General features: G+C 61.0%; 30 protein-coding genes and 1 tRNA gene. 15 read left to right on the top strand and 16 right to left on the bottom strand.

Annotated features, from left to right (window positions below; all coding sequences use genetic code 11):
• Positions 1-24: 24 nt before the first annotated feature.
• The 3 genes from ACX3P0_RS01350 to ACX3P0_RS01360 all read right to left on the bottom strand — a co-directional run bounded on the left by ACX3P0_RS01350 (position 25) and on the right by ACX3P0_RS01360 (position 2,691).
• Positions 25-109 (bottom strand) — tRNA-Leu (locus ACX3P0_RS01350).
• Positions 110-322: 213 nt separating this feature from the next.
• Positions 323-1,516: an alpha/beta hydrolase gene (locus ACX3P0_RS01355; RefSeq protein ID WP_459086031.1), complete on the bottom strand. Its 1,194-nt coding sequence runs from the start codon at positions 1,514-1,516 to the stop codon at positions 323-325.
• Positions 1,517-1,590: 74 nt separating this feature from the next.
• Entirely contained in the window at positions 1,591-2,691 is a 1,101-nt protein-coding gene (locus ACX3P0_RS01360) for an alpha/beta hydrolase (RefSeq protein WP_459086032.1), read from the bottom strand.
• 189 nt (positions 2,692-2,880) lie between these two features.
• On the opposite strand from ACX3P0_RS01360, the gene ilvA reads away from it, so the two are divergent.
• Entirely contained in the window at positions 2,881-4,134 is a 1,254-nt protein-coding gene (ilvA, locus tag ACX3P0_RS01365) for a threonine ammonia-lyase IlvA (RefSeq protein ID WP_459086034.1), read from the top strand.
• 12 nt (positions 4,135-4,146) lie between these two features.
• Here the strand turns inward: ilvA and ACX3P0_RS01370 are convergent, their stop codons facing one another.
• Positions 4,147-4,587 (bottom strand): VOC family protein, encoded by a 441-nt coding sequence (locus ACX3P0_RS01370; RefSeq protein WP_459081074.1) that lies wholly within the window; start codon positions 4,585-4,587, stop codon positions 4,147-4,149.
• Positions 4,588-4,798: 211 nt separating this feature from the next.
• Here ACX3P0_RS01370 and ACX3P0_RS01375 point away from each other — a divergent pair, with 211 nt between their 5' ends.
• The 3 genes from ACX3P0_RS01375 to ACX3P0_RS01385 all read left to right on the top strand — a co-directional run bounded on the left by ACX3P0_RS01375 (position 4,799) and on the right by ACX3P0_RS01385 (position 6,811).
• On the top strand, positions 4,799-5,395 hold the full coding sequence (locus ACX3P0_RS01375) for a cold-shock protein (protein ID WP_459086036.1): 597 nt from the start codon (positions 4,799-4,801) through the stop codon (positions 5,393-5,395).
• A 128-nt stretch (positions 5,396-5,523) separates the two neighbouring features.
• Positions 5,524-6,036 carry a DUF192 domain-containing protein gene (locus ACX3P0_RS01380; RefSeq protein WP_459086037.1) on the top strand — a complete coding sequence of 171 codons (513 nt, stop codon included), beginning with the start codon at positions 5,524-5,526 and terminating at the stop codon, positions 6,034-6,036.
• A 7-nt stretch (positions 6,037-6,043) separates the two neighbouring features.
• Positions 6,044-6,811: an alpha/beta fold hydrolase gene (locus ACX3P0_RS01385; protein WP_459086844.1), complete on the top strand. Its 768-nt coding sequence runs from the start codon at positions 6,044-6,046 to the stop codon at positions 6,809-6,811.
• Here ACX3P0_RS01385 and ACX3P0_RS01390 read toward each other — a convergent pair.
• Positions 6,790-7,389, bottom strand: coding sequence for an HD domain-containing protein (locus ACX3P0_RS01390; protein ID WP_459086039.1), 600 nt, complete (start codon positions 7,387-7,389; stop codon positions 6,790-6,792). The genes ACX3P0_RS01385 and ACX3P0_RS01390 overlap by 22 nt on opposite strands.
• Positions 7,390-7,551: 162 nt before the next feature.
• On the opposite strand from ACX3P0_RS01390, the gene cysE reads away from it, so the two are divergent.
• The gene (gene cysE / locus ACX3P0_RS01395; RefSeq protein WP_459086040.1) at positions 7,552-8,397 is read left to right on the top strand and encodes a serine O-acetyltransferase; all 846 of its coding nucleotides are present in this window, start codon (positions 7,552-7,554) and stop codon (positions 8,395-8,397) included.
• A gap of 147 nt (positions 8,398-8,544) precedes the next feature.
• Positions 8,545-8,748, top strand: a complete 204-nt coding sequence (locus tag ACX3P0_RS01400; protein WP_459086042.1) for a DUF3126 family protein — start codon at positions 8,545-8,547, stop codon at positions 8,746-8,748.
• A gap of 42 nt (positions 8,749-8,790) precedes the next feature.
• Here ACX3P0_RS01400 and ACX3P0_RS01405 read toward each other — a convergent pair whose 3' ends face one another.
• Positions 8,791-9,522 (bottom strand): hypothetical protein, encoded by a 732-nt coding sequence (locus ACX3P0_RS01405; protein ID WP_459086044.1) that lies wholly within the window; start codon positions 9,520-9,522, stop codon positions 8,791-8,793.
• A gap of 159 nt (positions 9,523-9,681) precedes the next feature.
• Between ACX3P0_RS01405 and ACX3P0_RS01410 the strand changes: the two genes are divergently transcribed.
• Positions 9,682-10,209, top strand: a complete 528-nt coding sequence (locus ACX3P0_RS01410; protein WP_459086046.1) for a gamma carbonic anhydrase family protein — start codon at positions 9,682-9,684, stop codon at positions 10,207-10,209.
• 106 nt (positions 10,210-10,315) lie between these two features.
• Here the strand turns inward: ACX3P0_RS01410 and ACX3P0_RS01415 are convergent, their stop codons facing one another.
• The 4 genes from ACX3P0_RS01415 to ACX3P0_RS01430 form a co-directional block, all read right to left on the bottom strand.
• Positions 10,316-10,498 carry a Flp family type IVb pilin gene (locus ACX3P0_RS01415; protein ID WP_459086048.1) on the bottom strand — a complete coding sequence of 61 codons (183 nt, stop codon included), beginning with the start codon at positions 10,496-10,498 and terminating at the stop codon, positions 10,316-10,318.
• A gap of 431 nt (positions 10,499-10,929) precedes the next feature.
• Positions 10,930-11,535, bottom strand: a complete 606-nt coding sequence (locus tag ACX3P0_RS01420) for a transglutaminase-like cysteine peptidase (RefSeq protein WP_459086049.1) — start codon at positions 11,533-11,535, stop codon at positions 10,930-10,932.
• 242 nt (positions 11,536-11,777) lie between these two features.
• Positions 11,778-12,395, bottom strand: coding sequence for a PilZ domain-containing protein (locus ACX3P0_RS01425; RefSeq protein ID WP_459081085.1), 618 nt, complete (start codon positions 12,393-12,395; stop codon positions 11,778-11,780).
• Positions 12,396-12,557: 162 nt separating this feature from the next.
• A complete protein-coding gene (locus ACX3P0_RS01430) occupies positions 12,558-13,196 on the bottom strand; it encodes a PAS domain-containing protein (RefSeq protein WP_459086051.1) in 639 nt (212 codons plus the stop codon).
• A gap of 422 nt (positions 13,197-13,618) precedes the next feature.
• Between ACX3P0_RS01430 and ACX3P0_RS01435 the strand changes: the two genes are divergently transcribed.
• The 6 genes from ACX3P0_RS01435 (at position 13,619) to ACX3P0_RS01460 (ending at position 18,193) form a co-directional block, all read left to right on the top strand.
• Positions 13,619-14,365, top strand: a complete 747-nt coding sequence (locus tag ACX3P0_RS01435; protein WP_459086052.1) for a rhomboid family intramembrane serine protease — start codon at positions 13,619-13,621, stop codon at positions 14,363-14,365.
• A 115-nt stretch (positions 14,366-14,480) separates the two neighbouring features.
• Positions 14,481-14,912 (top strand): CBS domain-containing protein, encoded by a 432-nt coding sequence (locus tag ACX3P0_RS01440; RefSeq protein ID WP_459081087.1) that lies wholly within the window; start codon positions 14,481-14,483, stop codon positions 14,910-14,912.
• A 131-nt stretch (positions 14,913-15,043) separates the two neighbouring features.
• Positions 15,044-16,543: an Asp-tRNA(Asn)/Glu-tRNA(Gln) amidotransferase subunit GatB gene (gene gatB / locus ACX3P0_RS01445; RefSeq protein WP_459086054.1), complete on the top strand. Its 1,500-nt coding sequence runs from the start codon at positions 15,044-15,046 to the stop codon at positions 16,541-16,543.
• Positions 16,544-16,545: 2 nt separating this feature from the next.
• Entirely contained in the window at positions 16,546-17,034 is a 489-nt protein-coding gene (locus ACX3P0_RS01450; RefSeq protein WP_459086056.1) for a GNAT family N-acetyltransferase, read from the top strand.
• Between the two features lie 128 nt (positions 17,035-17,162).
• Complete coding sequence (locus ACX3P0_RS01455; protein WP_459086057.1) at positions 17,163-17,558, top strand: NADH:ubiquinone oxidoreductase subunit NDUFA12; 396 nt, start codon at positions 17,163-17,165, stop codon at positions 17,556-17,558.
• 110 nt (positions 17,559-17,668) lie between these two features.
• Positions 17,669-18,193, top strand: a complete 525-nt coding sequence (locus ACX3P0_RS01460; protein WP_459086059.1) for a DUF2155 domain-containing protein — start codon at positions 17,669-17,671, stop codon at positions 18,191-18,193.
• Positions 18,194-18,230: 37 nt separating this feature from the next.
• Here the strand turns inward: ACX3P0_RS01460 and aat are convergent, their stop codons facing one another.
• The 6 genes from aat to ACX3P0_RS01490 form a co-directional block, all read right to left on the bottom strand.
• Positions 18,231-18,848 (bottom strand): leucyl/phenylalanyl-tRNA--protein transferase, encoded by a 618-nt coding sequence (gene aat / locus ACX3P0_RS01465; protein WP_459086061.1) that lies wholly within the window; start codon positions 18,846-18,848, stop codon positions 18,231-18,233.
• A gap of 15 nt (positions 18,849-18,863) precedes the next feature.
• On the bottom strand, positions 18,864-20,210 hold the full coding sequence (accC, locus tag ACX3P0_RS01470) for an acetyl-CoA carboxylase biotin carboxylase subunit (RefSeq protein ID WP_459081093.1): 1,347 nt from the start codon (positions 20,208-20,210) through the stop codon (positions 18,864-18,866).
• 20 nt (positions 20,211-20,230) lie between these two features.
• The gene (gene accB / locus ACX3P0_RS01475) at positions 20,231-20,686 is read right to left on the bottom strand and encodes an acetyl-CoA carboxylase biotin carboxyl carrier protein (RefSeq protein WP_459081094.1); all 456 of its coding nucleotides are present in this window, start codon (positions 20,684-20,686) and stop codon (positions 20,231-20,233) included.
• 37 nt (positions 20,687-20,723) lie between these two features.
• On the bottom strand, positions 20,724-21,158 hold the full coding sequence (aroQ, locus tag ACX3P0_RS01480) for a type II 3-dehydroquinate dehydratase (RefSeq protein ID WP_459081095.1): 435 nt from the start codon (positions 21,156-21,158) through the stop codon (positions 20,724-20,726).
• A gap of 163 nt (positions 21,159-21,321) precedes the next feature.
• Positions 21,322-22,125, bottom strand: a complete 804-nt coding sequence (locus tag ACX3P0_RS01485) for a DsbA family protein (RefSeq protein WP_459081096.1) — start codon at positions 22,123-22,125, stop codon at positions 21,322-21,324.
• Between the two features lie 52 nt (positions 22,126-22,177).
• Positions 22,178-23,578, bottom strand: coding sequence for a M48 family metalloprotease (locus ACX3P0_RS01490; protein WP_459086063.1), 1,401 nt, complete (start codon positions 23,576-23,578; stop codon positions 22,178-22,180).
• Positions 23,579-23,724: 146 nt separating this feature from the next.
• Between ACX3P0_RS01490 and ACX3P0_RS01495 the strand changes: the two genes are divergently transcribed.
• Both ACX3P0_RS01495 and ACX3P0_RS01500 read left to right on the top strand, forming a co-directional pair.
• Positions 23,725-24,873: a pyridoxal phosphate-dependent aminotransferase gene (locus ACX3P0_RS01495; protein WP_459086064.1), complete on the top strand. Its 1,149-nt coding sequence runs from the start codon at positions 23,725-23,727 to the stop codon at positions 24,871-24,873.
• Positions 24,874-24,877: 4 nt separating this feature from the next.
• Positions 24,878-25,813 carry a glutaminase gene (locus ACX3P0_RS01500; RefSeq protein WP_459086066.1) on the top strand — a complete coding sequence of 312 codons (936 nt, stop codon included), beginning with the start codon at positions 24,878-24,880 and terminating at the stop codon, positions 25,811-25,813.
• The last annotated feature ends 1 nt before the right edge of the window (position 25,814 follow it).

Genomic DNA, 25,814 nt, shown 5'->3' on the forward strand with positions numbered 1-25,814 from the left:
GCGCGAAAAAAAATACAAGAATGGTGGTGCGGACGCCGGGAATCGAACCCGGATAGCCGAAGCTGAGGGATTTTAAGTCCCTTGCGTCTACCAATTCCGCCACGTCCGCGCGCTGCCACTGGTAATTGAGCCGGCCCGGATTGCAAGTCCGCTTTCGATGCGAAGGATGCCAAGGGACGCGAGGCGGCCAACGGGCATTCCCCCCTGGAACCACGCCGCACGCCGGCAAACTGCCCCGCGTCCCCAATTCCGTTTTGCGGAAATACTTAACAAAGTGCAAACGGTTCGGCGCTTTAACCTTATCTTCTAACCTTAACCGCGCTTATTGACCGGTCACGACGGTCAGCACCTTGAATGGCGTGGTGATGATGATTTCGGCAACGGAACCAACGGCTTGCCCGAGGCCCTTGCCGAGATCGTTGATCGGCTGGGGCGCGACTTCGTCCGAGGCAAGCCCGGCAGGCACTTTCAAGCTCTCACCCAGCAGTTGGACCAGCACCGGATTGTCGGCGAATTTGGCATGGTTCAGCCGGTCCGCGCTTTTCGTCTTGGTCAGATCGACGACGGTGACGCCGTAGCTGGCAAGATCGGCTGCGTCGTCATAGTCGCCGACGCGTGGCTTCGAGCCGGAAATGAGGCTGGAAATCTGCAAGGCGCGGTCGTCGCCGGACAGAAGCACGGTGAACGGCTTGTCCGGCTTGCCGTAGCGGATCATCTGCTTCTTGAACACATCGACGTCGATGTCGGGCGAGGCGAGGATGACATAGCCGAGCTTGCCGTCGAGGTCGCGGTCGCCGGTAATGGCCAGTTGCCTCAGCGCCTCCATGGTCACCCATGTGCCCATGGAGTGGGCGATGATGTCGATGCTCTTGGCCTTGGTCCTGGCAAGCAGGCGCAGGGTCGCTTCCAGGTCGTCGCGGGCTGCGTTGGCGCTTTCCTTGTCGTAGACATAGTCGGTGATCCTGCCGCCGGACGCCCAGGAGAACAGGACAGGCGTGCCGGGATAGTTCGTATCGGCGGCAATCTGCGTCAGCCGGTAGATACCGTCGTCGAAGCCGTTGTTGAAGCCATGGACGAAGACGAGGGCACGGTCGCCGTGCATGGCGACATCGGCGCCGACTGCCTTGGCGAATTGCTGCCGGTCGGGATAGGAAATTACCCGATTGGCCGTGAAATCCCTGGCCGGATCGCTCGGTGCGCGGCCCTTGGCGCGCTCGATGGTGCCCAACTGGTGGGATTTCGGCACGCTCATATCGACGCGGGCGTAACTGGTGGTCAACGACCGTTCCCCAACGAACACCTGGCGCGGATCGGAAACGGCTTTCTTGCGCGTGGTGGCGACGAAGATTTCGTGCGTTGAGCCGATGCTGGAGGCGGGCGCGTCGATGGCGACGTTGTTGAGCAGTTCATGCTTGTTGGCGCCGGCACAACCGGCGAGCGAAATGGCGAGCAGAACGGCAGGCAACAACTTACGCAAGGTTACATCGCTCCTGATACGAGGCGCGCGAACGCCCATCCTACCGATAGAGGCGGAACGGCCTCCGGTCCAGCCGGAAACGCCTGTACGCATCGTGGGCGGCCGAAGCCCGCCTATTGGATACCGCCAGTTACCTGCTGGCCCAGAAGGCGGATGCGGTCGGTGACGTCGCGGTCGCTGGCAAAGCCGTCGTCCTGCCGCAGCCGCTGCCCCAGCTCCTTGATGAGCGCCGGATTGTCCGCGAATTTCGTGTGGTTGAACGTGTCGCTGCCCTTGGCGTTGGTCAGGTCGACGACGGTGACACCGTATCGGGCGAGGTCGGCTGCGTTCCTGTAATCGCCGACGCGGGGGCGCGAGCCGGCGATCAGGCCGGACAATCTCAGTGCACGGTCGTCGTCCGACAACAGCAGGATGAAGGGCTTGTCCGGCTTGCCGTAGCGGCGCATCTGGCTTTTGAAGACGTCGACATCGATGTCCGGCGAGGCCAGCACGACGTCCCCCAGCTTGCCGCCGAGGTCGCGGTCGCCGGTGATTGCCATCTGCCGCAGCGTTTCCATGGTGATCCAGGTGCCCATGGAATGGGCGACGATGTCGATCCGGCGCGCGCCGGACTGCTCCAGCATCCTTAGCGTCACCTCGAGCTGGTCGCGGGCGGCACTCGCGCTTTCCTTGTCATAGACGTAGCTGGTGGTCGAAGCGCCGGAAGCCCACGAAAACAGCACCGGCGTGCCGGGATAGCCGGCGTCATGCACGATCTGGGTCAGGCGGTAGACGGCAGCGTCGAAGCCGGTATTGTAGCCGTGGACGAACAGCATGACGCGACCGCCGCGCGCCGCAATATCGGCGCTCAACGCCTTGGAGAATTTGGGCGCGGTAGGGTAGCCGACAACTTCCGACGCCATGAAGTATTTTGACGGATCGTCCGATTTTCCCCGGCTTTTCCGTTCGATTTGCCCCGCCTTATGTATGGCGGGCACGGTGACGTTGACACGGGCAAAATTCAGTGTCGCCGAGCGTTCGCCGTCGAATACCATGTTGGGGTCATCGGAGCGCTTGCGGGTGGTCGCGATGAAAATCGAGTGATTTCCGGCGATCTGGGATACCGCCGCCGGGACGACCGTGCTTCCCAACAGTTCTTCGGTGCGGTGGCCGCCGCAGCCGGCGAGTATCAGGGCAAGCGCTGCGGGGAACAGAATTTTCAAACGCAGTTTCATTCCAGTCAATTTCCGGCAGGGCGATGGTTTTATTCGATTTTTCGCGTGGGCCTGTCCCGACAGGCAAGTGCGGCGGAAGTAAGTCGGGGGCGATCGAAAGCCCGATAGTGGCGGAACGAGGCGCGGTTGGTGTTGCGCTAAAGCCAAATTGACGGCAGGAACGCCGGTATCAGCAACGGGGAGATCGTGATGGCCAGCTTTGTCGACAGCGTTTCGAAAGCCGCGACCGCGATCCGCGGTATTTTCCCGGAAACGCCGCTGCAAGAAAACGACTATCTGTCCAAGAAGTTCGGCGCGCGCATCCTTTTGAAACGGGAAGACCTCACGCCTGTCCGCTCCTACAAGATCCGGGGGGCCTTCAACTTTTTCCGCAAGACGCTTGCTGCGGGCAACCAGGCCGAATTGTTCGTGTGCGCTTCAGCCGGCAACCATGCGCAGGGTTTTGCGTTCGTTTGCCGCCATTTTGGCAAGAAGGGCGTCGTCTTCATGCCGGTGACGACACCGCAGCAGAAGATCGACAAGACCCGGCTGTTCGGCGGCGATTTCGTTGAGATCAGGCTGATCGGCGACTTTTTCGACGACTGCTACCGGGCAGCGCTGCTGTTCACGAAGGAGGCCGGCGCGCACATGGTGCCGCCCTTCGACCATCGCGACATCATCGAGGGGCAGGCAACGGTGGGGTACGAGATCGCGGCCCGCATGCCTGGCGACAAGCCGGACATGATGCTGCTGCCGGTCGGCGGCGGCGGGTTGGCAGCCGGGATCACCCGTTATTTTGGCGAACAGGGCCGGACCACGCGCTTCGTCTTTTGCGAGCCGGCCGGTGCGCCCAGCCTTCGCGAAAGCATTGCAGCGGGCAAGCGGGTCAAGCTTCCCAAACTCGACAGTTTTGTCGACGGCGCTGCCGTCGGCGAGATCGGGCGTGAGAATTTTCGGCTGCTGAAGGGTTTTTCAGCCGATGCGGTGCACCTCATTCCCGAAAATCGGCTGTGTGCGACCATGATCGAGATGCTCAATATCGAGGGCGTGGTGCTGGAGCCCGCCGGCGCGCTGGCCATCGACGTGCTGAAGGATTTTCCGAGGAAGGAAATCAAGGGCAAGACCATCGTTTGTGTCGTTTCAGGCGGGAATTTCGATTTCGAACGGCTGCCTGACGTGAAGGAGAGGGCGCTGCGTTTCCAGCGCCTGAAGAAATATTTCATCATCCGCTTTCCGCAGCGGCCCGGCGCGCTGCGCGATTTCCTCGAAATGCTCGGCCCCGACGACGATATCGCCCGCTTCGAATACCTAAAGAAATCGGCGCGCAATTTCGGCTCCGTGCTGATCGGCATCGAGACGAAGGATCATCGCAATTTCGATCTTCTGGTGGCGAAATTCGACGCCGAAGGCGTGCAATATCAGGATATTACCGACAACGAGACACTGGCCGGGTTCATCGTGTGACCTGGGCTGCGGCTACCAATTCCCGGTATTCGGCATCGATGCCCAGGGTTCGGCCTTCTCTTTGGCTGGCCCTTTTTGCAAAAGCTCGATGGAAATACCGTCCGGCGATTTGATGAAGGCCATGTTGCCGTCGCGTGGCGGGCGGTTGATGGTGACGCCCTTGTCCATCAGGCGCTGGCATGTGGCGTAGATGTCATCGACCTCATAGGCGAGGTGGCCGAAATTGCGCCCACCCGAATAGGCTTCGGGGTCCCAGTTGTAGGTCAGTTCGACCAGTGGCGCGCGTTCCGCAACGCCAGCTTGCTCGTCTTGCGGTGCGGCCAGGAAAATCAGCGTGAACCGGCCTTGCTCGCTTTCATGCCGGCGCACTTCCTTGAGGCCAAGCTTATCGCAGTAGAATTCGAGCGATGCGTCGATGTCGGCGATGCGGACCATGGTGTGCAGATAGCGCATGGGTTCTCCTCGATACTTTTGAGACACTACGTCCGGTGCGCTGTCGCCGCAACCTTTGGCGACAGCCGTTGCTGACGGCAAGCAGCAATTGCGGGATAGCTGAGAAGAGCCGTGAAAAAAGCCCCTACAGGTCTTGCACTGACCGGAAATGACCGTGTTAATCTGCTGGTAAGAATCAGTTACAGTAGTTTTGACAATGGGGGGCATTCCGATGGGAGATAAAGCCTCTTTGATGAGGCTGGATGAGACCGTTGGCCAATCCGTGACACGGGACGAGGCCGGCGAGACTGCCGACTTCGTTGAAGTCTCGGGGGCCATAAAATGGTTCGACGTGGCCAAGGGTTACGGCTTCATCCTTCCTGACGATGGCGTTTCCGGCGATATTCTCATTCATGTGACCTGCCTGCGAAAAGACGGGTTTCAAACGGCGCTGGAAGGTTCGCGCGTCGTATGCCTGGTCAAGCAGGGCGACCGTGGGCTTCAGGCTTTCCGCGTCCTGTCGATGGACCTGTCGACGGCGGTCCACCCGGCCGAGATGCAGGAGCCGCGCACGCATGTCTCGGTGGTGCCGGAAAGCGGCCTGGAGCGCGCGCTGGTAAAGTGGTTCAATCGCACCAAGGGGTTCGGATTTCTCAGCCGGGGCGAGGGCACCGAAGACATTTTCGTCCATATGGAAACGTTGCGCCGCTACGGCGTCACCGAACTTCGTCCAGGACAGGTCGTGCTGGTTCGTTTCGGCCGCGGCGACAAAGGCCTTATGGCTGCCGAAATCCATCCCGATATGGGAACCTTGCCGGTTGCGCATTAGATCGCCGTGCGTCCTATCGGACGCACAAAGGGCGATCTAACACTTTGATTGAGCATCGGAATAATCCGAAAACCGGATTCCATTTTTCGGTCCGATGCTCTAGGCTGCCGACCGGGCAGGAGTTACGGATGGCTTACAGAAAATCGCTGACGACTGGCGGCATCGCAGCAGCGCTGTTTGTAGCGGCCATCGCCTTTTTTCAGATTCAGCAAACGTTCGCCGACAATCAGGCGATGATCCTGCCGGTGGACCCGGTGCCGCTGGTTGCGGTGACGGATCAAGGCGAGCGTTCGTTCGCCATCGAGATCGCCGACGACCCGGCCGAGCGTTCCGCCGGGCTGATGTATCGCGAAACCATGGCGGACGATCACGGCATGTTGTTCGTTTTCGAACGGACCCAGGATGCCACCTTCTGGATGAAAGACACGCCGATGCCGCTCGATCTTGTTTTTGTCGGTCAGGACGGGCTGGTAAAGGCAATCAGGCGGGGCGAGCCCCGGTCGGAAGCCGTGATTTCGCCCGGCGTACCGGTGCGCTTCGTGCTCGAGTTGAAGGCGGGAACCGCAGCCAGGGACGGCATAGAAGACGGGGATCTGCTCCGGCATCCGGCCATTGAGGCCGTATCCCACAATGGCGGCTGATCCAAAGATGCAGTTCTTCGCGCACGACGGTTTCGACCTGGCCTATCTCGACCGTGGGCCGGCTTCGGGACCCGGCGACCCGGTCTTGATGATCCATGGCTTTGCCTCCAGCCACTATGTCAACTGGGTCGGGCCCGGCTGGTTCAAGACGCTCAACGACGCCGGCTACCGCGCCATCGCGCTGGACAATCGCGGCCATGGTGGCTCGACGAAAAGTTACGACGAGGGCGCCTACACGCCGGAAAAGATGGCTTCGGACGCGGCCGCGCTGCTTTCCCATCTCGGCATCGAGCGCGCCCATGTCATGGGCTATTCGATGGGCGCGCGCATATCCGCCTTCATGGCGCTTTTTGACCCCGACAAGGTAGCGACGTTGGTGCTGGGCGGTCTAGGCATCGGCATGGTCGACGGTGTCGGCGATTGGGATCCGATTGCCGATGCCCTTGTCGCTGCCGACCCCGCGAGCATTACCCATGTGCGCGGAAAAATGTTTCGCGCCTTTGCCGATCAGACCCACAGCGACCGACGCGCGCTGGCCGCCTGTATCGTCGCTTCGCGCACGCTGCTGAGCGAAGACGAGGTGGCGCGCATCGCCCAGCCGACGCTGGTTGCGGTCGGAACGAAGGACGACATAGCCGGCTCATCGGGCGAACTGGCGGCGCTGATGCCGAATGCGGAAGCCTTTGCCATCGAGGGCCGCGACCACATGCTGTCGGTCGGCGACAAGAACTTCAAGCAGCGCGTTCTGGCCTTCTACGCCGAAAACCCGCTCTGACCGAGCGAAGCCAGTGACCGTTCCATGTTGGCGCGGGCCTGTTGCTCGAAGCGGTCGCGGAATTGCCGCGTATGAAAGACATGCGGGCGGCCAAGAAATTTCTTCAATACTTCTGAGCGTCCGATGATCCAGGCAGGGTCCGGCACCCAGCCATATTCCTGCCGGACCGCTTGTTCGTAGGCATCGAAAGCCTCGGGCGAGGCTCCAAGGATCGCCAGATCCATGTCGAGAAAAAGGGCTGCGTCGGAACGTGCGCCGGCTTGCAAAGTGTCCGGCAGCTGGTGGGTTGCGGTAGCCTCGATCATCGCCGCAATACGATCGAGGCGTCCGGCATCGATGCGCCCGGCCAGCTTTTCTCGTGCGAGCGCTGCGCTGCAGGCTTCATTGTCCTTGGCGCGGCTGTCGTAGATGGCGTCGTGAAACCAGATTGCGGCCTCGATTGCTTCCGGATCAGCCAGAATCTCCCGATATTCGCGCGCAAGGGCAAGCAGCGCCTCGATGTGGGAAAGGCCGTGATAGTGGCGCTGTTCGGCACGGTAGAGCGCCGATAGCTCCTTTTTCAGATCTTCGTCGATCAAGGGTCCGTTTTCCCATGGAGGGTTGAATTTGCGCGCGTTACATCCATTTGACACAGGCTTAAGGAAAATTGAGTTCACCCGTGCTATGATCTGTTTTACAGCTTGCTTCCAGTCTTATAGGCACGGCCCTGACATGGACAGGCCGGCAGGTGGAGACCCTCGATGAATGTGACCATTGCGCGTAGCGGCGCGCTGCAGCCAATCGATCCGATCTGGAGTTCCGTCCGCGACGAAGCGATGGACGCGGTGGCGCGCGATCCGTTGCTGTCCTCGTTCCTGTATTCCACCGTCATCAATCAGGACAGTCTGGAGGACGCGGTCATCCACAGGCTGGCCGAGCGGCTTGCGCATCAGGATGTCGGCTCCGATCTCATCCGCCAGACCTTCAAGGCCATGGTGGACGACGATTCCACTTGGGCGACGACCGTGCGTGTCGACATCCAGGCCTATTACGACCGCGATCCGGCCTGCGACCGGTTCATCCTGCCGGTTCTCTACTTCAAGGGCTTTCACGCCATCCAGACGCACCGTCTGGCGCATTGGCTGTGGAATCACGGCCGCAAGGATTTTGCGCTTTATCTGCAAAGCCGGTCCTCCTCCGTGTTCCAGACCGACATCAACCCGGCTGCGCGCATCGGCAAGGGCGTCTTCCTCGACCACGCCACCGGCCTTGTCGTCGGCGAGACGGCGGTGATCGAGGACGATGTCTCGATCCTGCATGGCGTGACACTCGGCGGAACCGGCAAGGCCGGCGGCGACCGCCATCCCAAGATTCGCTACGGCGTCCTGATCGGGGCAGGTGCCAAGATCCTCGGCAATATCGAAATCGGCCATTGCTCGAAGATTGCAGCCGGTTCGGTCGTGCTTTCGGCCGTGCCGCACAACAAGACGGTAGCCGGCGTGCCGGCGCGCGTCGTGGGTGAAACCGGCTGCGACCAGCCATCACGGCAGATGGACCAGCTTTTGCCTTCGCAATCCCCGGACCAGACCATCAGCTTCGACATCTGAAGGCTTGCGGCTTTCAGCGGGCTTGCGTCTACCCAGCGGGTGCGAGGCGTGCCTTGCGGCCCGTCTTGCCTTTACATCGCCATTGTCGACGTGCCAGAAGCGCGCTCATACGAATATCAACTCCATGATCTAGATCGGAGAAGACTGTTGAAGCCCGAAGAAATCAGAAAGCTGAACGCCTATTTCAAGCGGGTTTTTCAGAACCCGATGCTGGAAGTGAAGGCGCGCCCGCGCAAGGACGATTCGGCCGAAGTCTATGTCGGCGACGAGTTTCTCGGCATCGTCTTCAAGGACGAGGATGACGGCGACTATAATTTCTCGATGGCGATCCTCGACATCGACCTGGCTTGAGCCGAAAGTTTCGACCAGCCGCGCGCCAATCCCGGTGGGAGGTTAGCGGCCGGTCTTCAGAATGCGCGCGGTTTGCGTCGCGATCGCGCTGTCCAACGCCTGCCAGTCCGCCAGAAGCTCCTGCGGAAACCGGTATGTCAGGCTCAGATTGTCTCCGACATGGACGTCGCGCTCGCAAGGCGCGAGCGATTGTTCCGCGCTCGGCCCGCTCAGGCAGCGGGCGACGAAGGGGTCTTTCCCCGGGCGCTGGGCTACGGCCAGGACTTCATTCAGATAGCCGGACTTTTCCTTAAAAGCATAGATCGTCGTGTGGCCGGGGCCGGGCGTGCCGGGTTGCGCGATCAACGCGCTGTAGATCGGTGCAAAGCGGCCGCTCATGTCGCGTGACATAATCTGCGTTTCGAACGACAGGAAAAGAATATTCTTTCCCGCGCCCTCGCGGTTGAAGTCGCTTCTGGCGGCGTTGCTGTAACCGTCCATGGCGGGATAGCGCAGATAGAGATCGAGCCGCGAGGCGACGCCGTCATGGCGGGCGCGCTGGAAGCGGATGGCATTGGCGGGGACCGCGAGCACGTTGTTGCCAATGACTACTTCATGGATCGTCGTGTCGTCGGTATAGCCGGCCATGGCAATGGAGCGTCCGAACCATTTGCCGCCGAGGCTGATCGCCACCGACAGAAGCGCCAGCACAGCGAAGACGTAAAACACTTTCGTCATCAGCGACGAATCGATGACGTTGAGTTCCTTGCTGTCGGCAAGTGCCGCCTGTTTCATCGAAAGTCCTCGGTGTCGGCTGGTCCATGTCGGGCGACACGATCCTTGCGTGTTCCGCTTGTGACTGTGCTGCGTCATGGTAAACGGAAGGTAAAGATCGGGTTGGCAGGATTGATCCTGTGACAATCCTTTCGCGCCCGTTCGACCCGAGGAGAATGCATGCCTGTCTATGCGCTGGATGGAAAAAGTCCCCGCTTCGAGGATGAAGCAAGCAACTGGGTTGCGCCGGACGCAACCCTGATCGGCAATATCGAAATCGGCCGCAATGCCGGCTTCTGGTTCGGCGTAGTCGTTCGCGGCGACAATGAGCCGATCACCATCGGCGCGGACACCAACGTGCAAGAGCATACAGTCATGCACACCGACCCCGGTTTCCCGCTGACCATCGGCAAGGGCTGTACCATTGGCCATCGCGCCATGCTGCACGGCTGCACCATCGGCGACAACAGCCTGATCGGCATGGGCGCTATCGTTTTGAACGGGGCGAAGATCGGCAAGAATTGCCTGGTGGGCGCCGGCGCGCTGGTGACCGAAGGCAAGGTATTTCCCGACAATTCGCTGATCGTAGGCGCACCGGCGCGGGCGGTGAGGGAACTCGATGCGAATGCCGTCGCTGGCCTACAGCACTCCGCCGCGCATTACGTCGCCAATGGCAGGCGGTTCAAGGCTGGGCTGAAGCCGACCTGAATAGTTTACGGCCGAGGCCGTGGCTTTTCATTGCCGGAACGGAAAAGGGCCGCCCGAAGGCGGCCCGTTCCTGTCCGCGCCGAAGCGCGAAAACTAGTGCTGACGATCAAGAACCGCTAGGGACGGCTTCGAGACTGTCCGAAATGTCGTTGAACTTTTTCCCGATGCTGTTGCCCAGCGCGCCAGCGCCGACCATGATCGCCAGTGCGATGAGGGCTGCGATGAGGCCGTATTCGATTGCGGTTGCGCCGGATTCGTCTTTGTAGAAGCGCGAGAGAAGCTTTGTCATGTCGGTGATCCTCTGACCCAGTTGGTGGCATTCATCTGTGACGGTTTCTTTTCGAACCGTGGCTCACATTACGAAGGATCGATTTCAGCCAGGTTAAAGAGAATGGTAAACGGAAAGTAGCGATGCGTTTGCTTAACAAATACAGAACACGGCGATGTAATTGCGTTCTATTGTATACTTGAAGGTCGCGCGCTGTAGAATCCGCGAAAGGCCGGACCCGAGACCGAGCGCCCACAAATGGCTACGTGCAAGGAATTGGAAAGGCCGCACTGTTCGCATGAAGGCGCAGGATAGCTACTTGCGGCTCGCTCGCGGGCCAAGCGGCGGCATATGTCACAAAAAGGCGGAGCCGGCCCGGGGACGGGGCCGGCTCCTTGACCCGGTCGTTGGGGAGGGGGAGGTGGGGACTCGACCGGGTTTCTCGTCGCGTCCTAGTTAACGCTGGCGACCGCGTCGGCGCGGCCGTCGTTGATCGTTACCCAAACGCCGGAATTCGTCTGGGATTGACGCTTCAGATAGGTGTAGTCGGTCGCGGTCCAGGCCAGCACTTTCGGCTCGAGGTTATCGAGGATGAACTCGCCTAGGCTGGTGCGCACGGTCAGCACCGCGTGGCCGTCGCCGTTCGGCTGGCGGACCACCGTAATCAGAAGGTCGCCTGCAGGCATGCCCGCGTTCATCAGTTCCCGGCGCTTTTCCAGCACATAGTCTTCACAGTCGCCGGCCCCGGTGTCCGGATAGGACCAGACTTCTTCCTTGCCCCACATTTCCATGTCGGTGAGCGGCGTGACCTTGATGTTGACCGAATTATTGACGGAAACGATCGTTGCCCACAGTTTGCGGGTCAGTTCCGTCGGAGCTTGCCTTGGCGTCGTGGTGCGGCATTCGCGCGGCAGTTTCTGGCAGAATTCATAATGGCCGACCGGTTGTGTCGTGCGGCCGCCGGTGTGCATGAAGCTTGCGCCCGCATAGGCGGTTCCCCAACCGCCAAACTGCAGGGCTATTGCCAGAAGCAACAGCTTGCCCCTCTTTTTCAGCATTTTCTTGTCTCCCCGTTTGAAGAGACAATGACACAGGCGGATTTATTCGGCGCAAAAGTCCACAGTAGACATTAAGTAAAACGCGGGGAAACTAAGAATAAAATACGTATAAAATTTTATCCAACTCGTTCATGTCGATGAAAATTATCGGCGAGGATCACGGATGGCCAAGCCGCGCGGGGAGGTGCGGGTATAAAAAAAGCCGGCCACATGGGCCGGCCTTTAGGCGGTGTTGATTTCAATCAGGAATGGGGGGTGTTGAACTCGGTGTCGAGCGTGTCCGCGTGCTGGACGACGGCGAACTCGATGGCGACGCCGTCCTCGAAATGGCGAACGACCTGGCCGCGCATGGTTCCGAGCGTAACCTGCATGCCAAGTGCCGGCTTGACGTCGATTTCGATGGCGGCGCCCGAAAGCGAGAGGTCGACGATGCGGCATTGATAGTGGCGGCCATCGACGAGTTGCAGCACGCTCATCGGGTTGCGCGGCGCGACGCGTTCATGGCGGCGGTCTTCCGGCAGATCCAGCTCATGCTTGTTGGCGAGCCAGGTCAATTGGGCGGCAAGCTTGTCTTTCTTGCGGTCGGACGCGATGACGGTCATGGCGAAGCCGTCCTGTAGAGTGCGCGTCACCACGCCCTCCACGCGCCCGATATGATCGATATAGGCAATGACTTTTTCGCCCGGCTGGCCGATGCGGTCCGTGCGCAAGGCCACGTTGCCGGGCGACATGTCGACCACCTGGCACGGATGTTCAGTGCGGTCTTCAAGCATGAACCGCCCGTATATCTTGACGCGGACGCGCTGAAAGTTACGCCTCTCAGCCCCTGACGGCGCTATTTCGACCGCCGTTGACCTCATGATTGCCTACACCCCATTGGCATTTCCGCCTGGCCGCAGAAATTTCAATCTATAGGTACGTCAACAAAGGTTAACAAAGGTGAAAAAGCGGGGCGGGCGGTTCTTGAAACCCGATGCCGCAAATCTGTCCGCTACGGCATGGCTGACTTCGGTGGCGCGGGGCTATTCCTCGCGCCCGCCGTCCAGAACGACGAGGTGGCGGATGCGCCGGGCGCGGCCGAATCCCGTGATCGTATCCGGCGAATCAAGCTTGGTGGGTACCAATGGCGGCACCGGGATTGCCGGCCGGTTCTTCAGGAACATCGGCTCCTTTTCCGGGTCGACGACGCGGATGGCGTCAACGAGCGCGTCCACGATGGGGTCGGCGCCGAGCCAGAACGGCTTTTCCGCCGCAGTTATCACGCCAAGGCAGCGTGGGTTCTCGACGCCCCCGTCCAACGGCAGCATGAGCAGTTCGAAATAAACGGAACGGCCGTTCTGGCTCAAGCCTTCATAGGTGAAGACGACCACGGATTTCTGGCTGAAAACACCATGTACCAGCCGGGCGATGAGGCGCTGGTCCTTTTCGCGCCAAAGCGAGGGAAAGGAGAAGCCCTTGAGTTCGCGGCCGTAGGTCGCGCAAAGCCTGGTTCCGGCCAGCCGGAAGACGGCTTCGCCGCGCGTATCCTTTTCCAGAATGAACGTGTCCGCCAGCAGCGCCTTTATGTCGGCGGGTTCGACCTCGGTGCGCTTCGGCGCCGGGCCGCCGTCGCGCAGGCGGTTCCAATATTGGAACAGGGCGATCGATCCGTTCAGTTTCATTCGTGTTCCATTCCGCGCATTCTGCCATCCGGTGTCCCATCGGCGGACAGAAGGGCGCTTTCCTGCGACCTACATGCTTCGCGATGCAGGATGCATGCCAGCGCCGTTCGGACTTGTTCACGGCTCGGGATCGTTAAGGTTAACAGATGGTTTACGTTGCCGCCGACGGCATGGCGTGAGACATTGAAATCACTCCATTTAGCGCTCGCCCGGACCTTTTGGGCGGCCGCACTCCAGTCAAGAGTTTGGGGAGAAGGGGACTCGACCCGCCGTTCAAGGGAAACCTTGGACGGCTTTTTTTGATTCGCGGCAGCCGATTCGGCGCTTGCGATTCGGGCGCCGCAAATCGGCTTCCGCAAATCGGGTTTGGTGGATCGGCACGACATGGTTACATGTCGGCGATGGAATCGGACCGGATATCGATGAGCGAACAATCCCCTCCTGAAGCAGCGAAGACACCGCAAAGGCCGGGCCGGGTGCCGCCGGTCGGCGGGCGCGAACCCATGTTCAACGTGCCTGCCGTGGTTTTGACGATCATCGCCGCCTGCATCATGGTGTATCTGCTGCAGACCTATGTTCTCGACACTGCCCAGAACTGGACCCTGCTCTACGACGCGGCATTTTGGCCCGCGCTCTATACCGGGCAGTATGGCTTCGACTGGTTCATGCTTTCGCGTCCCTTCACCTACACGTTTCTCCACGGCAGCCTGGCCCACGTTGCCGTCAACATGGTGTGGCTCGCAGCCTTCGGCCCGCCACTGGCCAACCGTTTCGGCGCGCTGCGGTTCGCCGTTTTCTTTGCCGCTACGGGTTTGGCGGCAGCAGGGCTGTTCTGGGCCATTCACCCCTATATGGAGGCACCGCTGGTCGGCGCATCCGGCGCGATATCGGGCATGATGGGCGCGGCGGCGCGTTTCGGCTTCCAAATGGATCGCACGGCTGGTAAGTCCGCTTTTGCCGGGGATCCGTTGCCGTTTGCCAGCGTATTGCGTTCGCGTGCCGTGCTGACATTCTTGGCGGTCTGGATGGGGATCAACCTCGTTACCGGCCTTATTGGGCTTGGCGCCGGAGGGTCGGACCAGATCGCATGGGAGGCGCATATCGGCGGGTTTGCGGTCGGTTTCTTCGCCTTGCGATTTTTCGACCGCCGGCCCCACCAGGCGACGTGATTTGGGTGCCCGTCGCGGAGATCGAGATACTTGAAATGGAACTGATCCCGGCGCACCATGTTCACTGGAACGTGAAGACGGGGCGCGGACATAGGTTCACACAGAGGAGGTCGCCATGACGGTCAAGTCAATTCTTGAAAGCAAAGGCTACGACGTACTGACGCTCGGCCCGAACGAAAAGCTTTCCGAGGCCATTCGCATCCTCGCCGAACATCGGGTGGGCGCGCTGGTCATCACCAACGGCGACCGCAAGATCGTGGGCATTCTTTCCGAGCGCGACATCGTGCGGGTGGTTGCCAAGCAAGGCGCGGCAGCGCTGGACCTGGCCGTTCGCGAGGCGATGACGCCGAAAGTAAAGATCTGCAACGAGAACCATACGGTCAACGAGATCATGGAGATCATGACCTCCGGCCGGTTCAGGCATCTGCCGGTCGAACGCGATGGCATGCTTTACGGCATCGTCTCCATCGGCGACGTGGTCAAGCGCCGCATCGAGGATGCCGAGCGCGAGGCGGAGGAGATCAGGGCCTATATCGCGACGGCGTAAGGGCTGGAACCTCTCTTTGCAAGGGTCGGTGCGTGACGCCGACCTTGCCTCTGATTGCCGTTTGCACTAGCGAAGGCTGATGTGTTTCCTGTTGCGAAAATCGCAACATTCCAGAGCAGATCAGGCCCGCCATGACCCTTATCGATACCCGCACACCCGATCCCAAGCGATTTATACCCGGCGCCACCGGCGATTGGGAAATCATCATCGGGCTGGAAGTCCATGCGCAGGTGACGTCGGAAGCGAAGCTGTTTTCCGGCGCATCGACCAAGTTCGGTTCGGCGCCTAACGCCAACGTCTCGCTGGTCGATGCGGCGATGCCGGGCATGCTGCCGGTCATCAACGAGGAATGCGTCAAGCAGGCAATCCGCACCGGGCTCGGGCTGAAGGCGCAGATCAACCACAAGTCGGTGTTCGACCGGAAGAATTATTTTTATCCGGACCTGCCGCAGGGCTATCAGATTTCCCAGTTCAAGCAGCCGATCGTCGGCGAGGGCATCGTCATCGTTTCGGTCGGCCCCGACCGTGAGGGCAAGTTCGAGGATATCGAGGTCGGCATCGAGCGGCTGCATCTGGAGCAGGATGCCGGCAAGTCGATGCATGACCAGCATCCGACCATGTCCTATGTCGATCTCAACCGGTCGGGCGTGGCGCTGATGGAGGTCGTCTCCAAGCCCGACATGCGTTCACCCGACGAAGCCAAGGCATTTCTGACCAAGCTTCGTACCATCGTGCGCTACCTCGGCACCTGCGACGGCAATATGGACGAGGGCTCGATGCGCGCCGACGTCAATGTTTCGGTGCGCAAGCCGGGCGGTGAATTCGGCACGCGCTGTGAGATCAAGAACGTCAATTCCATCCGCTTTGTCGGTCAGGCCATCGACTACGAGGCGCGTCGCCAGATCGCCATTCTGGAAGATGGCGGCAAGATCGATCAGGAAACGCGCCTGTTCGACGCCGTAAAGAGCGAGACGCGATCGATGCGCTCCAAGGAAGAGGCGCACGACTACCGCTATTTCCCGGACCCCGACCTGCTGCCGCTGGAATTCGACCAGGCCTATGTCGATGCGCTAGCCAAGGACTTGCCGGAACTGCCGGATGAGAAGAAGGCGCGGCTGGTCGAGAAGCTCGGCCTGTCGGCCTATGATGCTTCCATTCTGGTCTCGGAAAAGGCGATTGCCGATTATTTCGAGAAGGTGGCTGCCGGGCGCGACGGCAAGCTGGCCGCAAACTGGGTCATCAACGATCTTCTCGGCGCGCTGAACAAGGCCGGCAAGGACATCGAGGATGCGCCGGTTTCGCCCGAGCAACTCGGCGCAGTCATCGACCTGATCGTCGAAGGCACCATTTCGGGCAAGATCGCCAAGGACCTGTTCGAGATCGTGCTGAATGAAGGCGGCGATCCGCGCGAATTGGTCGAAAGCCGCGGCATGAAGCAGGTCACCGACACCGGGGCGATCGAGAAGGCCGTGGACGAGGTGATCGCCGCCAATCCCGACAAGGTCGAGCAGGCCCGCGCCAAGCCGACCATGGCGGGCTGGTTCGTCGGGCAGGTGATGAAGGCGACCGGTGGCAAGGCCAATCCGCAGGCGGTCAACGACCTCGTCAAGGCCAAGCTGGGCATCGAATAAAGATGTTCGTCCGCACCGCCGGCGAGCGCGACCTTGATGCGGTCCGCGACCTGCTGACCCTGACGTGGCACGCGACCTACGATGGCATTTATGGCGTTGAAAAGGTGAATGACATTACCGGCGAGTGGCATTCGGCTGCATCGCTCAAGGCGCGGCTGACCCGGCCGAACTCGGAGTTTCTGGTTGCCGACGACGGCAAGCGGCTCGGCGGCATGGCTTTTGCTGCGGCGACCGACGATCCGGTGATCGTCATGCTTCACCAGCTTTATGTGCATCCTGACTTTCAGGGCAGGGGGATCGGCAGGGCTTTGCTGGACGAAGTCGAGGAAAGCTTTCCCGAAGCGAAAGTGCTTCGGCTGGAAGTGGAAGAGGCCAATGGAGCCGCTGTTGCCTTCTACCGGGCGAACGGGTTTCTGCCGGCCGGCAGCACGTCTGATTGCGGTGGCGGTTCAGGCCTTCCGGCGCTGGTGCTGGAAAAGAAGCTTTCCTGAAGGCAGAGCGACCGTTTTGTCCTGTGGTTCGCGCCCAGGCTTTGCCGTGCGAATGCGTAAAACTCTTGCCTTCGCAGCCTGCTGACGCCATAAGCAGGCAACGTGAATTCGCCGCCGCGAGGACAGGCATGAAGTTACTTTTGCAATTTTTCACTTGGTGGAACAGCCAGACCTGGGGCACGCGCTTCCATACGTGGAAGCACGGCCAGCGGGTCGGGCAGGATGCCGCCGGCAACGTCTATTACGAGGGCGGTATCAATTCGGATGGGCAGACGCGCCGCTGGGTTATCTACAAGGGCTATTCGGAAGCCTCGGCTATTCCGCCCGGCTGGCATGGCTGGATGCATCATCGCGTCGACGTTGCGCCGCCCAGCGAAGACTACAAGCCGCATGATTGGGAAAAGCCGCATGAGCCCAATTTTACGGGCAGCGCTGCCGCCTACCGGCCCAAGGGCTCTTTGCTGGGCAACCAGCGGCGCCCGCAGGTTACCGGCGACTACGATGCCTGGACGCCGGGTGGTTGAGGTATCGGTCTTTTATCGCCACAATTGACGTTTAGGCGCTTGCTGAACGGCCAGCGGCGGATAGCCTTGGCCGCACGGAATCACCCCGGACGCAAACCACCGGTATCTGCATGAATTCTCTTTGCCGACTCCTGACGAACGGACTGGTGGCGGTCGCTGCGATCCCGGTTCTGTCTTCCGCCGTATGCGCCCAGGAAACGGTTTCCCCGGCACCGGCTGCCCCTGCCGCACGCGTTGCCAACCCCGTGGCCGAGTTTGCCGGGCTGGACAAGATCACGGGCCGGATCATCAGCTTCGACGTCTATATCAATGAAACGGTCCAGTTCGGCGCGCTGCAGGTGACGCCGCGCGTCTGCTATTCGCGACCGGAAGCGGAAGAGCCGAAGACAGATTCCTTCGTGGAGGTCGACGAGATCACGCTCGATCGGAAAATACGCCGAATCTTTACCGGCTGGATGTTCGCCGAAAGCCCCGGCCTGAATGCGGTGGAACACCCCGTCTATGACGTGTGGCTGAAAGCCTGCAAGCAGAAGTCCGACGTGCCGGCACCGGATAATGCGAAGGCGCCTGCGGCCAAGGGAAAGCCCGCCAAAGCTGTGGCCACGCAGCCGCCGGCAGATACCAACGCAAATTAGGCGCTGGATACCGAGGCTTCGATTCGAGCCTCTATCTTCAGGGGAAAAAAACGGCTTCGCTCTTCAGGGCCTCGGCCAGCATCTTTTCGTATTTTCCGCGCGGCACGTCGATTGCACCGAAATGCTTCAGGTGCTCGGTGGTGAACTGCGTGTCGAGCAGCGAAAAACCGCGCTCGTTGAGGCGCGCGACCAGATGGACGAGGCAGATCTTTGAGGCGTCCGTTGCCTTGGAAAACATGCTTTCGCCGAAAAAGACACGGCCGAGCGCCAGGCCGTAAAGCCCGCCTACCAGTTTTTCGTCCTGCCAGGCCTCGACGGAATGGCAGCGTCCCATGCGGTGAAGCTGGACATAAGCCTCGCGGATCGGCTGGTTGATCCAGGTCGAACGGCGTTCTTCCCGTTCTTGCGCGCAAGCCTCGATCGTCGCCTCGAAATCGAAATCGAAGCGGATGTCGAACGGAGCCTTGCGCAGCGTCTTTCGCAAGCTTCTTGGAACGTGAAACGCGTCGAGCGGGATGATGCCGCGCGTTTCCGGCCGGACCCAGAATATCTCCGGGTCCGTGGCGCTTTCGGCCATGGGGAAAACGCCCGACGCATAGGCCTTGAGCAGAAGGTCGGTCGGGATGCGGTTGCCCGGCGCGTAGGGACGTGTCATCGCGCCGCGCCGCGATCAATCTGTCTTGGCGGCCAGATATTTTTCCAGCCAGTGAATGTCGTAGTCGCCATTGGCGATGTCGGGATTGCCGACGAGATCGCGAAACAGCGGCAGCGTCGTGTTGATGCCGTCCACCACGAATTCGTCCAGCGCGCGCCTGAGCCGCATCATGCACTCGACCCGGTTGCGGCCATGCACGATCAGCTTGCCGATAAGCGAATCGTAATAGGGCGGGATCCGGTAGCCCGAATAGACGCCCGAATCGACACGGATGCCGAGGCCGCCGGGCGTATGGAAATGCGTGATGGTGCCGGGCGAGGGGACGAAGGTGCGCGCATCCTCGGCATTGATGCGGCATTCGATGGCGTGGCCCTGGAAGCGGATGTCTTCCTGCTTGACGGAAAGCCCGTTGCCGGAGGCCACGCGAATCTGCTCGTGCACCAGATCGATGCCGGTGATTGCCTCGGTCACGGGGTGCTCAACCTGCAAGCGCGTGTTCATCTCGATGAAGTAGAATTCGCCGTTCTCGTAGAGAAATTCGATGGTTCCGGCGCCGGAATAGCCGAGATCGGCGATCGCCTTGGCGCAGATACCGCCAATACGGGCACGTTCTTCGGCGTTTAGGGCCGGCGAGGGGGCTTCTTCCCAAACTTTCTGGTGGCGGCGTTGCAAGGAGCAATCGCGCTCGCCAAAGTGCACGCCGTTGCCAAAACCGTCGCCGAACACCTGGACTTCGATATGGCGCGGCTTTTCGAGATATTTTTCGATGTAGACGGCCTCGTTGCCGAAGGCGGCACCGGCTTCCTTGCTGGCCGTCTGGAGGGCCTCGATCAGATCGTCTTCCGAATGGGCGACCTTCATGCCGCGACCGCCGCCGCCTGCCGTCGCCTTGATGATGACGGGATAGCCGATGTCGGCCGCAATGCGCTTGGCGTCGACTTCCTCGCTGACCGCGCCGTCCGAACCGGGCACGACCGGGATGCCAAGCCGCTTTGCGGTGCGCTTGGCCTCGATCTTGTCGCCCATGATGCGGATATGGTCGCCGGAGGGGCCGATGAAGGTAATGTTGTGGGCCGCCAGGATGTCCGCGAATTTCGCGTTTTCGGAGAGGAATCCGTAGCCGGGATGCACGGCATCCGCGCCCGTAATCTCGCACGCCGCGACGATCTGGTGGATGTTGAGGTAGCTGTCGCGCGACGGCGGTGGGCCGATGCACACGCTTTCGTCGGCGAGCCGCACATGCATGGCGTCGGCATCGGCGGTCGAATGGACCACGACCGTCTGGATGCCGAGTTCCTTGCAGGCGCGCAGCACCCGGAGGGCGATTTCGCCGCGATTGGCGATGAGGATTTTCTGGAACATGTTTTGCGCCTGTTCCCGGCTTACTCGACGACCACGAGCGGCATGCCGTATTCGACCGGCTGGGCATCCTCGATGAGGATGGCCTTGACCGTTCCGGAACGCGGCGAAGGTATCTGGTTCATCGTCTTCATCGCTTCGATGATCAGCAGCGTCTGGCCTTCCTTGACCGACTGGCCGACTTCGATGAAAGCCTTGGCGTCGGGCGACGGCGAAAGATAGGCGGTGCCGACCATGGGCGAAGTGACCGCGTTCTTCGAGGGCTCTGCCACGGCGGCCGGTGCGATGCCTGCCGCTGCCACCGGTGCCGGCGGCGCGTAAGACTGCGGCGCGGCAATGGCATGAACCGCCGACTGCCGGGACACCCGAACCTTGAGATCGCCAAGCTCGACTTCGATTTCGGTGAGGTTGGTATCGTTCAGGATGCCCGCGAGGTCACGCACCAACTGCTGGTCAACACCGGATTTCTTTGTCGTCATAGGAGAACTTTCTTTTGTCATTTCTCAGGTCCGGGCATCAGATACGGGCAGCCAGCGCCTGAAGGGCCAGCGTATAGCCGAGTGATCCGAAACCGCAAATCATGCCCACGGCATGGGGCGCGACCAGGGACTTGTGGCGGAAGGATTCCCGCGCATGAATGTTGGACAGGTGCACCTCTACAACGGGCGTCGGGGCAACTGCGGCGATGGCATCGTGTATGGCGATGGACGTGTGGGTATAAGCCCCGGCATTGATGACGACACCGCCGGCAGCCTTAGCCGCCTCCTGTATCCATCCCACCAGATCGCCCTCGTGGTTGGATTGGCGGAAGTCGATCTCGATCCCCAGCGTTGCAGCGGCTTGCCTGCATTCGGCGGCAATGTCGTCGAGCGTCTTCGACCCATAGATCCCCGGCTCGCGCTTGCCGAGCATGTTCAGATTGGGACCGTTCAGAACGAAAACCGTTTTCAAAAATGTCGACCTTTCCCCGCGCCGCAATCGATAGCGCGCCGAGCCTTATCCTCTATCAAGTCCACCCTCTATAACGGGCATAGACCGCTGCGAGAAGAGCGCAAGTACGTTCTTGCGCTGTCCACAGCGGCCACAATTGCCTGCCATGCGGCGAAAATGGGTCTCAGAGCGCGGCTTTGGCAGCCGCAATCTTCTCCGCCAGTACATCCTGGCCCAAAGCGCCGAATACCACCTCGTTGCCGACGACATAGGACGGGGTGCCGGTAATGGCGAGTTTGTTGGCCAGATCGTAGGTGCTGGAGATGGCTTCGAGGATCGTCGGGTCCTTCATGCCCTCTTGCAATTTGGCTTCGTCCGCCCCGAGCGACAGGGCGATCTTGATCGCGGCCGCTTCCGTGGCGCGGCCCTGGCCGCCGAGAAGGGCGCTGTGGAATTCACCGTACTTCTCCGGCATCATCTTGTGGAACGCCATCGAAACGACGCTGGCCTTTTGCGAGTCAGGCCCAAGGATGGGGAATTCCTTCAGCACGAAGCGCAGGTCGGGATCGGCCTTGGTCAGCGCCTGCATGTCCTCCATGGCGCGCTTGCAGAAACCGCAATTGTAGTCGTAGAACTCGACGATGGTGACCTTGCCCTTCGGGTTGCCGACGACGCCGTCGAACGCCGAATTGAAGATTGCGTCCTTGGCGTCCTTGATAACGCCCAGATGAGCGATCTGCTGCTCTTCCTTCTGTTTCGCCTCAAGCGCGTCCTGCACTTCCAGCAGCACTTCCGGGTTCTTCAGCAGGTAATCGCGCACGATGGCTTCGATCTCCATACGGTCGACCTTGGTGGCCGCAGGTGCGGCGTCTACCGTCTTGGCCGCTGTTTCGGCATTGGCCGGTTGAAGCCCGCCAGCGGCGAAGCCGACTGCCAGCAAGGCGCAAGCGATTGCCACCGTGGTTCCGAGCAGAGTTGCTCTTTTCATCTCTTTATCCTTTGCGCCTGTTTCCTCGCGGCGATGCTCGCCGCAGAAGGGTTCAATTCTTCTTGCCGGATGGCCGGTAGTTTATAATGTCCTGCGCGCGAAGCCATCCCGGCTCGCCCCGCTTGAATTTCTGCTGGGAGCGCGCCGCGAAGATTTTCGCGTTCTGGTAGGAACCGGAATAGTAGTGGCTCTCGGCCGTGGCCAGGTCCGCATTCGCTATGTCGCCAAGTTCGCCGTAGGCCTGCGCCAGATAGCGATAGCCGGCCGAGTTCTCGCTATCGCGTTGCAGGCCGGCCTTTATCCTGGAAATAGCATCCTTTAATGAAGCTTTTGTCCCTGTTGCCAACAGCGCCTGTCCATCGGAGATGAGCAGCAAGCCGGATTTGGCCGGGTCGAGGCTGACGGCCTTGCCATAAGCGACCGAAGCGTCCTTCGGCTTGTTGATCTTCATCAGGATGTCGCCGCGCAACTCCCGGAAATAGGGGTTTTTAGGCTGGGTCTTGATCAAGGCGTCGGTCTTGGTCAAAGCCGAACGCGGATTGCCGAACAGATAGGTCGATTGTGCATCGCCGTAGCGTTTTGCGAGGCTGTCGTCGGTCTGGCGCAGCAGGCGCGAAGCCGCCGCCTGACCCTTGGTATAGACGGCGATCTTGACGCGCATCATGTCGTGGCGCTGCTGAAGCGCTGCCGGATCGACCTGATCGTAGTAGGGGCTTTTCTGGATAAGGGTCTGCAGGTTGGAGATGCGGTCCTGCGGCATCGGGTGGCTGATCCGGTAGGGGTCGATCTGCGCGCCCGACAGCGACAGGGCGCTCTGGAAGCGCTCGAACGTCTTGAGCATGCCCTTGCCGGACTGGCCGGTGGCGTTGAGGTAGGTAATCGCCGAACGGTCGGCGGTCATTTCCTCGCCGCGCTGATAGGTGAGCAAGGTGCGGCGCGCTACCTCGCCGCCGCCCGTGGCGAGGCCCATGCCGGCGCCTGCAAGGCCTCTGTTGTCGGTTGCTGCGCCCGCCACCATCGCGCCTGCGCCGAGCAATCCGGCGACGATGGCCATGGTCTTGGCACGTTCGAGCTGGTCGCGCAGGCGCTGCTGGTGCCCGCCTGCGATGTGGCCGACCTCATGCGCGATGACGCCGATGATTTCATTGGGCGTTTCGGCCTGCATCAGCGCGCCGGTATTGATGAACAGCCGGCGTCCGGCAACGAACGCGTTGAAGCTGGTATCGTTGACCAGGATGATCTGGATGCCGGCGTTGGACAGGCCGGCCGCCTTGAAGATAGGCCGTGCATAGTCGCGCACCAGCGCCTCGATCTCGGCGTCGCGGACCACCGGCACGTTCTGCGCAAAGGCGGTAACCGCGCTGGCGACAGCCATTACCGCGCCCAGCGACAGCGTGGCGAAGGCGCGCATGGTCCCGGCGAAGGTCAAAGTCGGGCGTGACAGGCTCAGCATGATGCGTCCACTGGTAGCCGAGGCGGCCCCGGAATAAAAGGCAGCGCGAAAAACTTCATCAACTTGTGAACCTCACACCAATCGGGCATTTGTGCGGCCAGAGGCTACATGGCCAACAAAGATCGAGCAGAATGGGATCGAGCAGAATGGTTGTTTCGCTTTCGCGGCGCGGTGAGGTCGAACCGTTTCACGCCATGGATATTCTGGCGGAGGCGAACCGGCTGAAGGCGGCGGGCGCGCCCGTCATTTCCATGGCCGTCGGCCAGCCTTCCGATCCCGCACCGGCCAGAGTGCGCGAGGCAGCGCGGCTTGCGCTGGCGAATGGGCGCATCGGCTATACCGACGCGCTTGGCCTGGCCACGTTGCGCAAAGCCATCGCCGGTCACTACGCCGACCATTATGGCATCGCCGTCGAGCCGGGGCGGATCGCGGTGACAACCGGTTCTTCGGCGGCCTTCAATCTGGCTTTCCTGGCCATGTTCGACGCGGGCGACCGCGTCGCCATCGCGGCACCCGGCTATCCCGCCTATCGCAACATCATGGCCGCACTCGGCATCGAAATCGTCGAGATCGAACTGGAGGGGGAAGCCTATCTCCATGCCGAGCACTTGAAGGCCGCGCATCGCGAAAAGCCGCTGAAGGGCGTGCTGTTCGCCAGCCCGGCGAATCCCACCGGTGCCGTTATTCCGGCCGCCGAACTGGCCGCGCTGGTGGAGACGGCAAACGACTTGGGCATCGCGGTGATTTCTGACGAGATTTATCACCGGCTGGCCTTCGACGCGCCCGACACCACGGCGCTCGCCTATGGCGCGGATGTGACGGTCATCAATTCATTTTCCAAATATTACTGCATGACCGGCTGGCGCATCGGCTGGATGGTGCTGCCGGAAAAACTGGTGCGGCCGGTGGAGCGCATCGCGCAAAGCCTCTACATCTCCGCGCCGGAATTGTCACAGGTAGCTGCCATCGAGGCGTTCAATGCGACCGTGGAACTGGACGCAATCAAGGCGCGCTATGCCTGGAACCGCGAACTGTTGGCGAAACGCCTGCCGGAACTCGGTTTTCCGTTGGCGGCACCGATGGACGGGGCGTTCTATGCCTTCTGCGATGTTACCAGGCTTACCAATGACAGCATGGCATTCGCGAAGCGCATGTTGGCCGAGGCGCATGTCGCGGCGACGCCCGGCCGCGACTTCGATCCGCGTCATGGCCATCGCACCATGCGCTTTTCCTATGCCGGCAGCCATGACGATATGGTCGAGGCATTGGATCGCATCGAACGCTGGTTGAGATAGCGCCATGCCCGAATCGGAATTCGAACTCGGGCAGGCGCTTGTCGACATCGCAGCCGAAATGGCCGAGCGCACCGACCGGGGCGAGGTCGCCAGCTATATTCCACAACTGGGCAAGGTCGATCCCCAAAAATTCGGCATCGCGGTCGCCACCAATGACGGCCGCGTGCTGAGCGCGGGCGACGCTGACGAAGCATTTTCGATCCAGAGCATCTCCAAGGTGTTCACGCTGACGCTGGCGCTCGGCCATATCGGCGACGCCTTGTGGAAGCGGGTAGGACGCGAACCGTCGGGCAATCCGTTCAACTCGATCGTGCAGTTGGAGCACGAGAACGGCATTCCGAGAAACCCGCTCATCAATGCCGGTGCCATCGTCGTTTCCGATATCCTGCTTGCCGGCCATGAGCCGCGCGAGGCGATCGGCGAGATCTTGCGCTTTATCCGCTTCCTCGCCGACGACGAAACCATCGTCATCGACCGCGAAGTGGCGGCGTCCGAGCGCGCGACCGGCTTTCGCAACTTTGCGCTCGCCAACTACATGAAATCGTTCGGCAATCTCAACCATGCGCCGGAACTGGCTCTGGGCGTCTATTTCCACCACTGCGCCATCGCCATGAGTTGCCGGCAACTGGCGTTTGCCGGGCGGTTTCTTGCCAATGACGGCAAGCTGTCGGGGCATACGGTGGTGTCGGGCGAGCGCGCTCGGCGCATCAGCGCGATGATGCTGACCTGCGGCCATTATGACGGCTCGGGCGATTTTGCTTTCCGCGTCGGCATTCCCGCCAAGAGCGGCGTCGGCGGCGGTATATTGGGCATCGTGCCCGGGGTCGCCTCGCTCGCCGTCTGGTCGCCGGGCCTCAATGCCAACGGCAATTCTCGGCTGGGCTCGATTGCCTTTGAAAAGCTGGCGAAGCGGATGAACTGGTCGATCTTCGCTCCGTAGG

It is taken from the genome of Mesorhizobium sp. A556 (genome assembly GCF_054489545.1).

What these genes read in the sequence shown, in the direction of transcription:
- ilvA (WP_459086034.1), top strand. Translation starts at nt 2,881, where the DNA reads ATGGCCAGCTTTGTCGACAGCGTTTCGAAAGCCGCGACCGCGATCCGC.
- ACX3P0_RS01430 (WP_459086051.1), bottom strand. Translation starts at nt 13,196, where the DNA reads ATGAAACTGAACGGATCGATCGCCCTGTTCCAATATTGGAACCGCCTG.
- accC (WP_459081093.1), bottom strand. Translation starts at nt 20,210, where the DNA reads ATGTTCCAGAAAATCCTCATCGCCAATCGCGGCGAAATCGCCCTCCGG.
- ACX3P0_RS01485 (WP_459081096.1), bottom strand. Translation starts at nt 22,125, where the DNA reads ATGAAAAGAGCAACTCTGCTCGGAACCACGGTGGCAATCGCTTGCGCC.
- ACX3P0_RS01455 (WP_459086057.1), top strand. Translation starts at nt 17,163, where the DNA reads ATGAAGTTACTTTTGCAATTTTTCACTTGGTGGAACAGCCAGACCTGG.
- ACX3P0_RS01460 (WP_459086059.1), top strand. Translation starts at nt 17,669, where the DNA reads ATGAATTCTCTTTGCCGACTCCTGACGAACGGACTGGTGGCGGTCGCT.
- ACX3P0_RS01415 (WP_459086048.1), bottom strand. Translation starts at nt 10,498, where the DNA reads ATGACAAAGCTTCTCTCGCGCTTCTACAAAGACGAATCCGGCGCAACC.
- ACX3P0_RS01450 (WP_459086056.1), top strand. Translation starts at nt 16,546, where the DNA reads ATGTTCGTCCGCACCGCCGGCGAGCGCGACCTTGATGCGGTCCGCGAC.
- accB (WP_459081094.1), bottom strand. Translation starts at nt 20,686, where the DNA reads ATGACGACAAAGAAATCCGGTGTTGACCAGCAGTTGGTGCGTGACCTC.
- ACX3P0_RS01405 (WP_459086044.1), bottom strand. Translation starts at nt 9,522, where the DNA reads ATGAAACAGGCGGCACTTGCCGACAGCAAGGAACTCAACGTCATCGAT.
- ACX3P0_RS01360 (WP_459086032.1), bottom strand. Translation starts at nt 2,691, where the DNA reads ATGAAACTGCGTTTGAAAATTCTGTTCCCCGCAGCGCTTGCCCTGATA.
- gatB (WP_459086054.1), top strand. Translation starts at nt 15,044, where the DNA reads ATGACCCTTATCGATACCCGCACACCCGATCCCAAGCGATTTATACCC.
- ACX3P0_RS01490 (WP_459086063.1), bottom strand. Translation starts at nt 23,578, where the DNA reads ATGCTGAGCCTGTCACGCCCGACTTTGACCTTCGCCGGGACCATGCGC.
- ACX3P0_RS01355 (WP_459086031.1), bottom strand. Translation starts at nt 1,516, where the DNA reads ATGGGCGTTCGCGCGCCTCGTATCAGGAGCGATGTAACCTTGCGTAAG.
- ACX3P0_RS01435 (WP_459086052.1), top strand. Translation starts at nt 13,619, where the DNA reads ATGAGCGAACAATCCCCTCCTGAAGCAGCGAAGACACCGCAAAGGCCG.
- ACX3P0_RS01500 (WP_459086066.1), top strand. Translation starts at nt 24,878, where the DNA reads ATGCCCGAATCGGAATTCGAACTCGGGCAGGCGCTTGTCGACATCGCA.
- ACX3P0_RS01425 (WP_459081085.1), bottom strand. Translation starts at nt 12,395, where the DNA reads ATGAGGTCAACGGCGGTCGAAATAGCGCCGTCAGGGGCTGAGAGGCGT.
- ACX3P0_RS01440 (WP_459081087.1), top strand. Translation starts at nt 14,481, where the DNA reads ATGACGGTCAAGTCAATTCTTGAAAGCAAAGGCTACGACGTACTGACG.
- ACX3P0_RS01380 (WP_459086037.1), top strand. Translation starts at nt 5,524, where the DNA reads ATGGCTTACAGAAAATCGCTGACGACTGGCGGCATCGCAGCAGCGCTG.
- cysE (WP_459086040.1), top strand. Translation starts at nt 7,552, where the DNA reads ATGAATGTGACCATTGCGCGTAGCGGCGCGCTGCAGCCAATCGATCCG.
- ACX3P0_RS01420 (WP_459086049.1), bottom strand. Translation starts at nt 11,535, where the DNA reads ATGCTGAAAAAGAGGGGCAAGCTGTTGCTTCTGGCAATAGCCCTGCAG.
- ACX3P0_RS01375 (WP_459086036.1), top strand. Translation starts at nt 4,799, where the DNA reads ATGGGAGATAAAGCCTCTTTGATGAGGCTGGATGAGACCGTTGGCCAA.
- aat (WP_459086061.1), bottom strand. Translation starts at nt 18,848, where the DNA reads ATGACACGTCCCTACGCGCCGGGCAACCGCATCCCGACCGACCTTCTG.
- ACX3P0_RS01385 (WP_459086844.1), top strand. Translation starts at nt 6,044, where the DNA reads ATGCAGTTCTTCGCGCACGACGGTTTCGACCTGGCCTATCTCGACCGT.
- ACX3P0_RS01410 (WP_459086046.1), top strand. Translation starts at nt 9,682, where the DNA reads ATGCCTGTCTATGCGCTGGATGGAAAAAGTCCCCGCTTCGAGGATGAA.
- ACX3P0_RS01495 (WP_459086064.1), top strand. Translation starts at nt 23,725, where the DNA reads ATGGTTGTTTCGCTTTCGCGGCGCGGTGAGGTCGAACCGTTTCACGCC.
- ACX3P0_RS01370 (WP_459081074.1), bottom strand. Translation starts at nt 4,587, where the DNA reads ATGCGCTATCTGCACACCATGGTCCGCATCGCCGACATCGACGCATCG.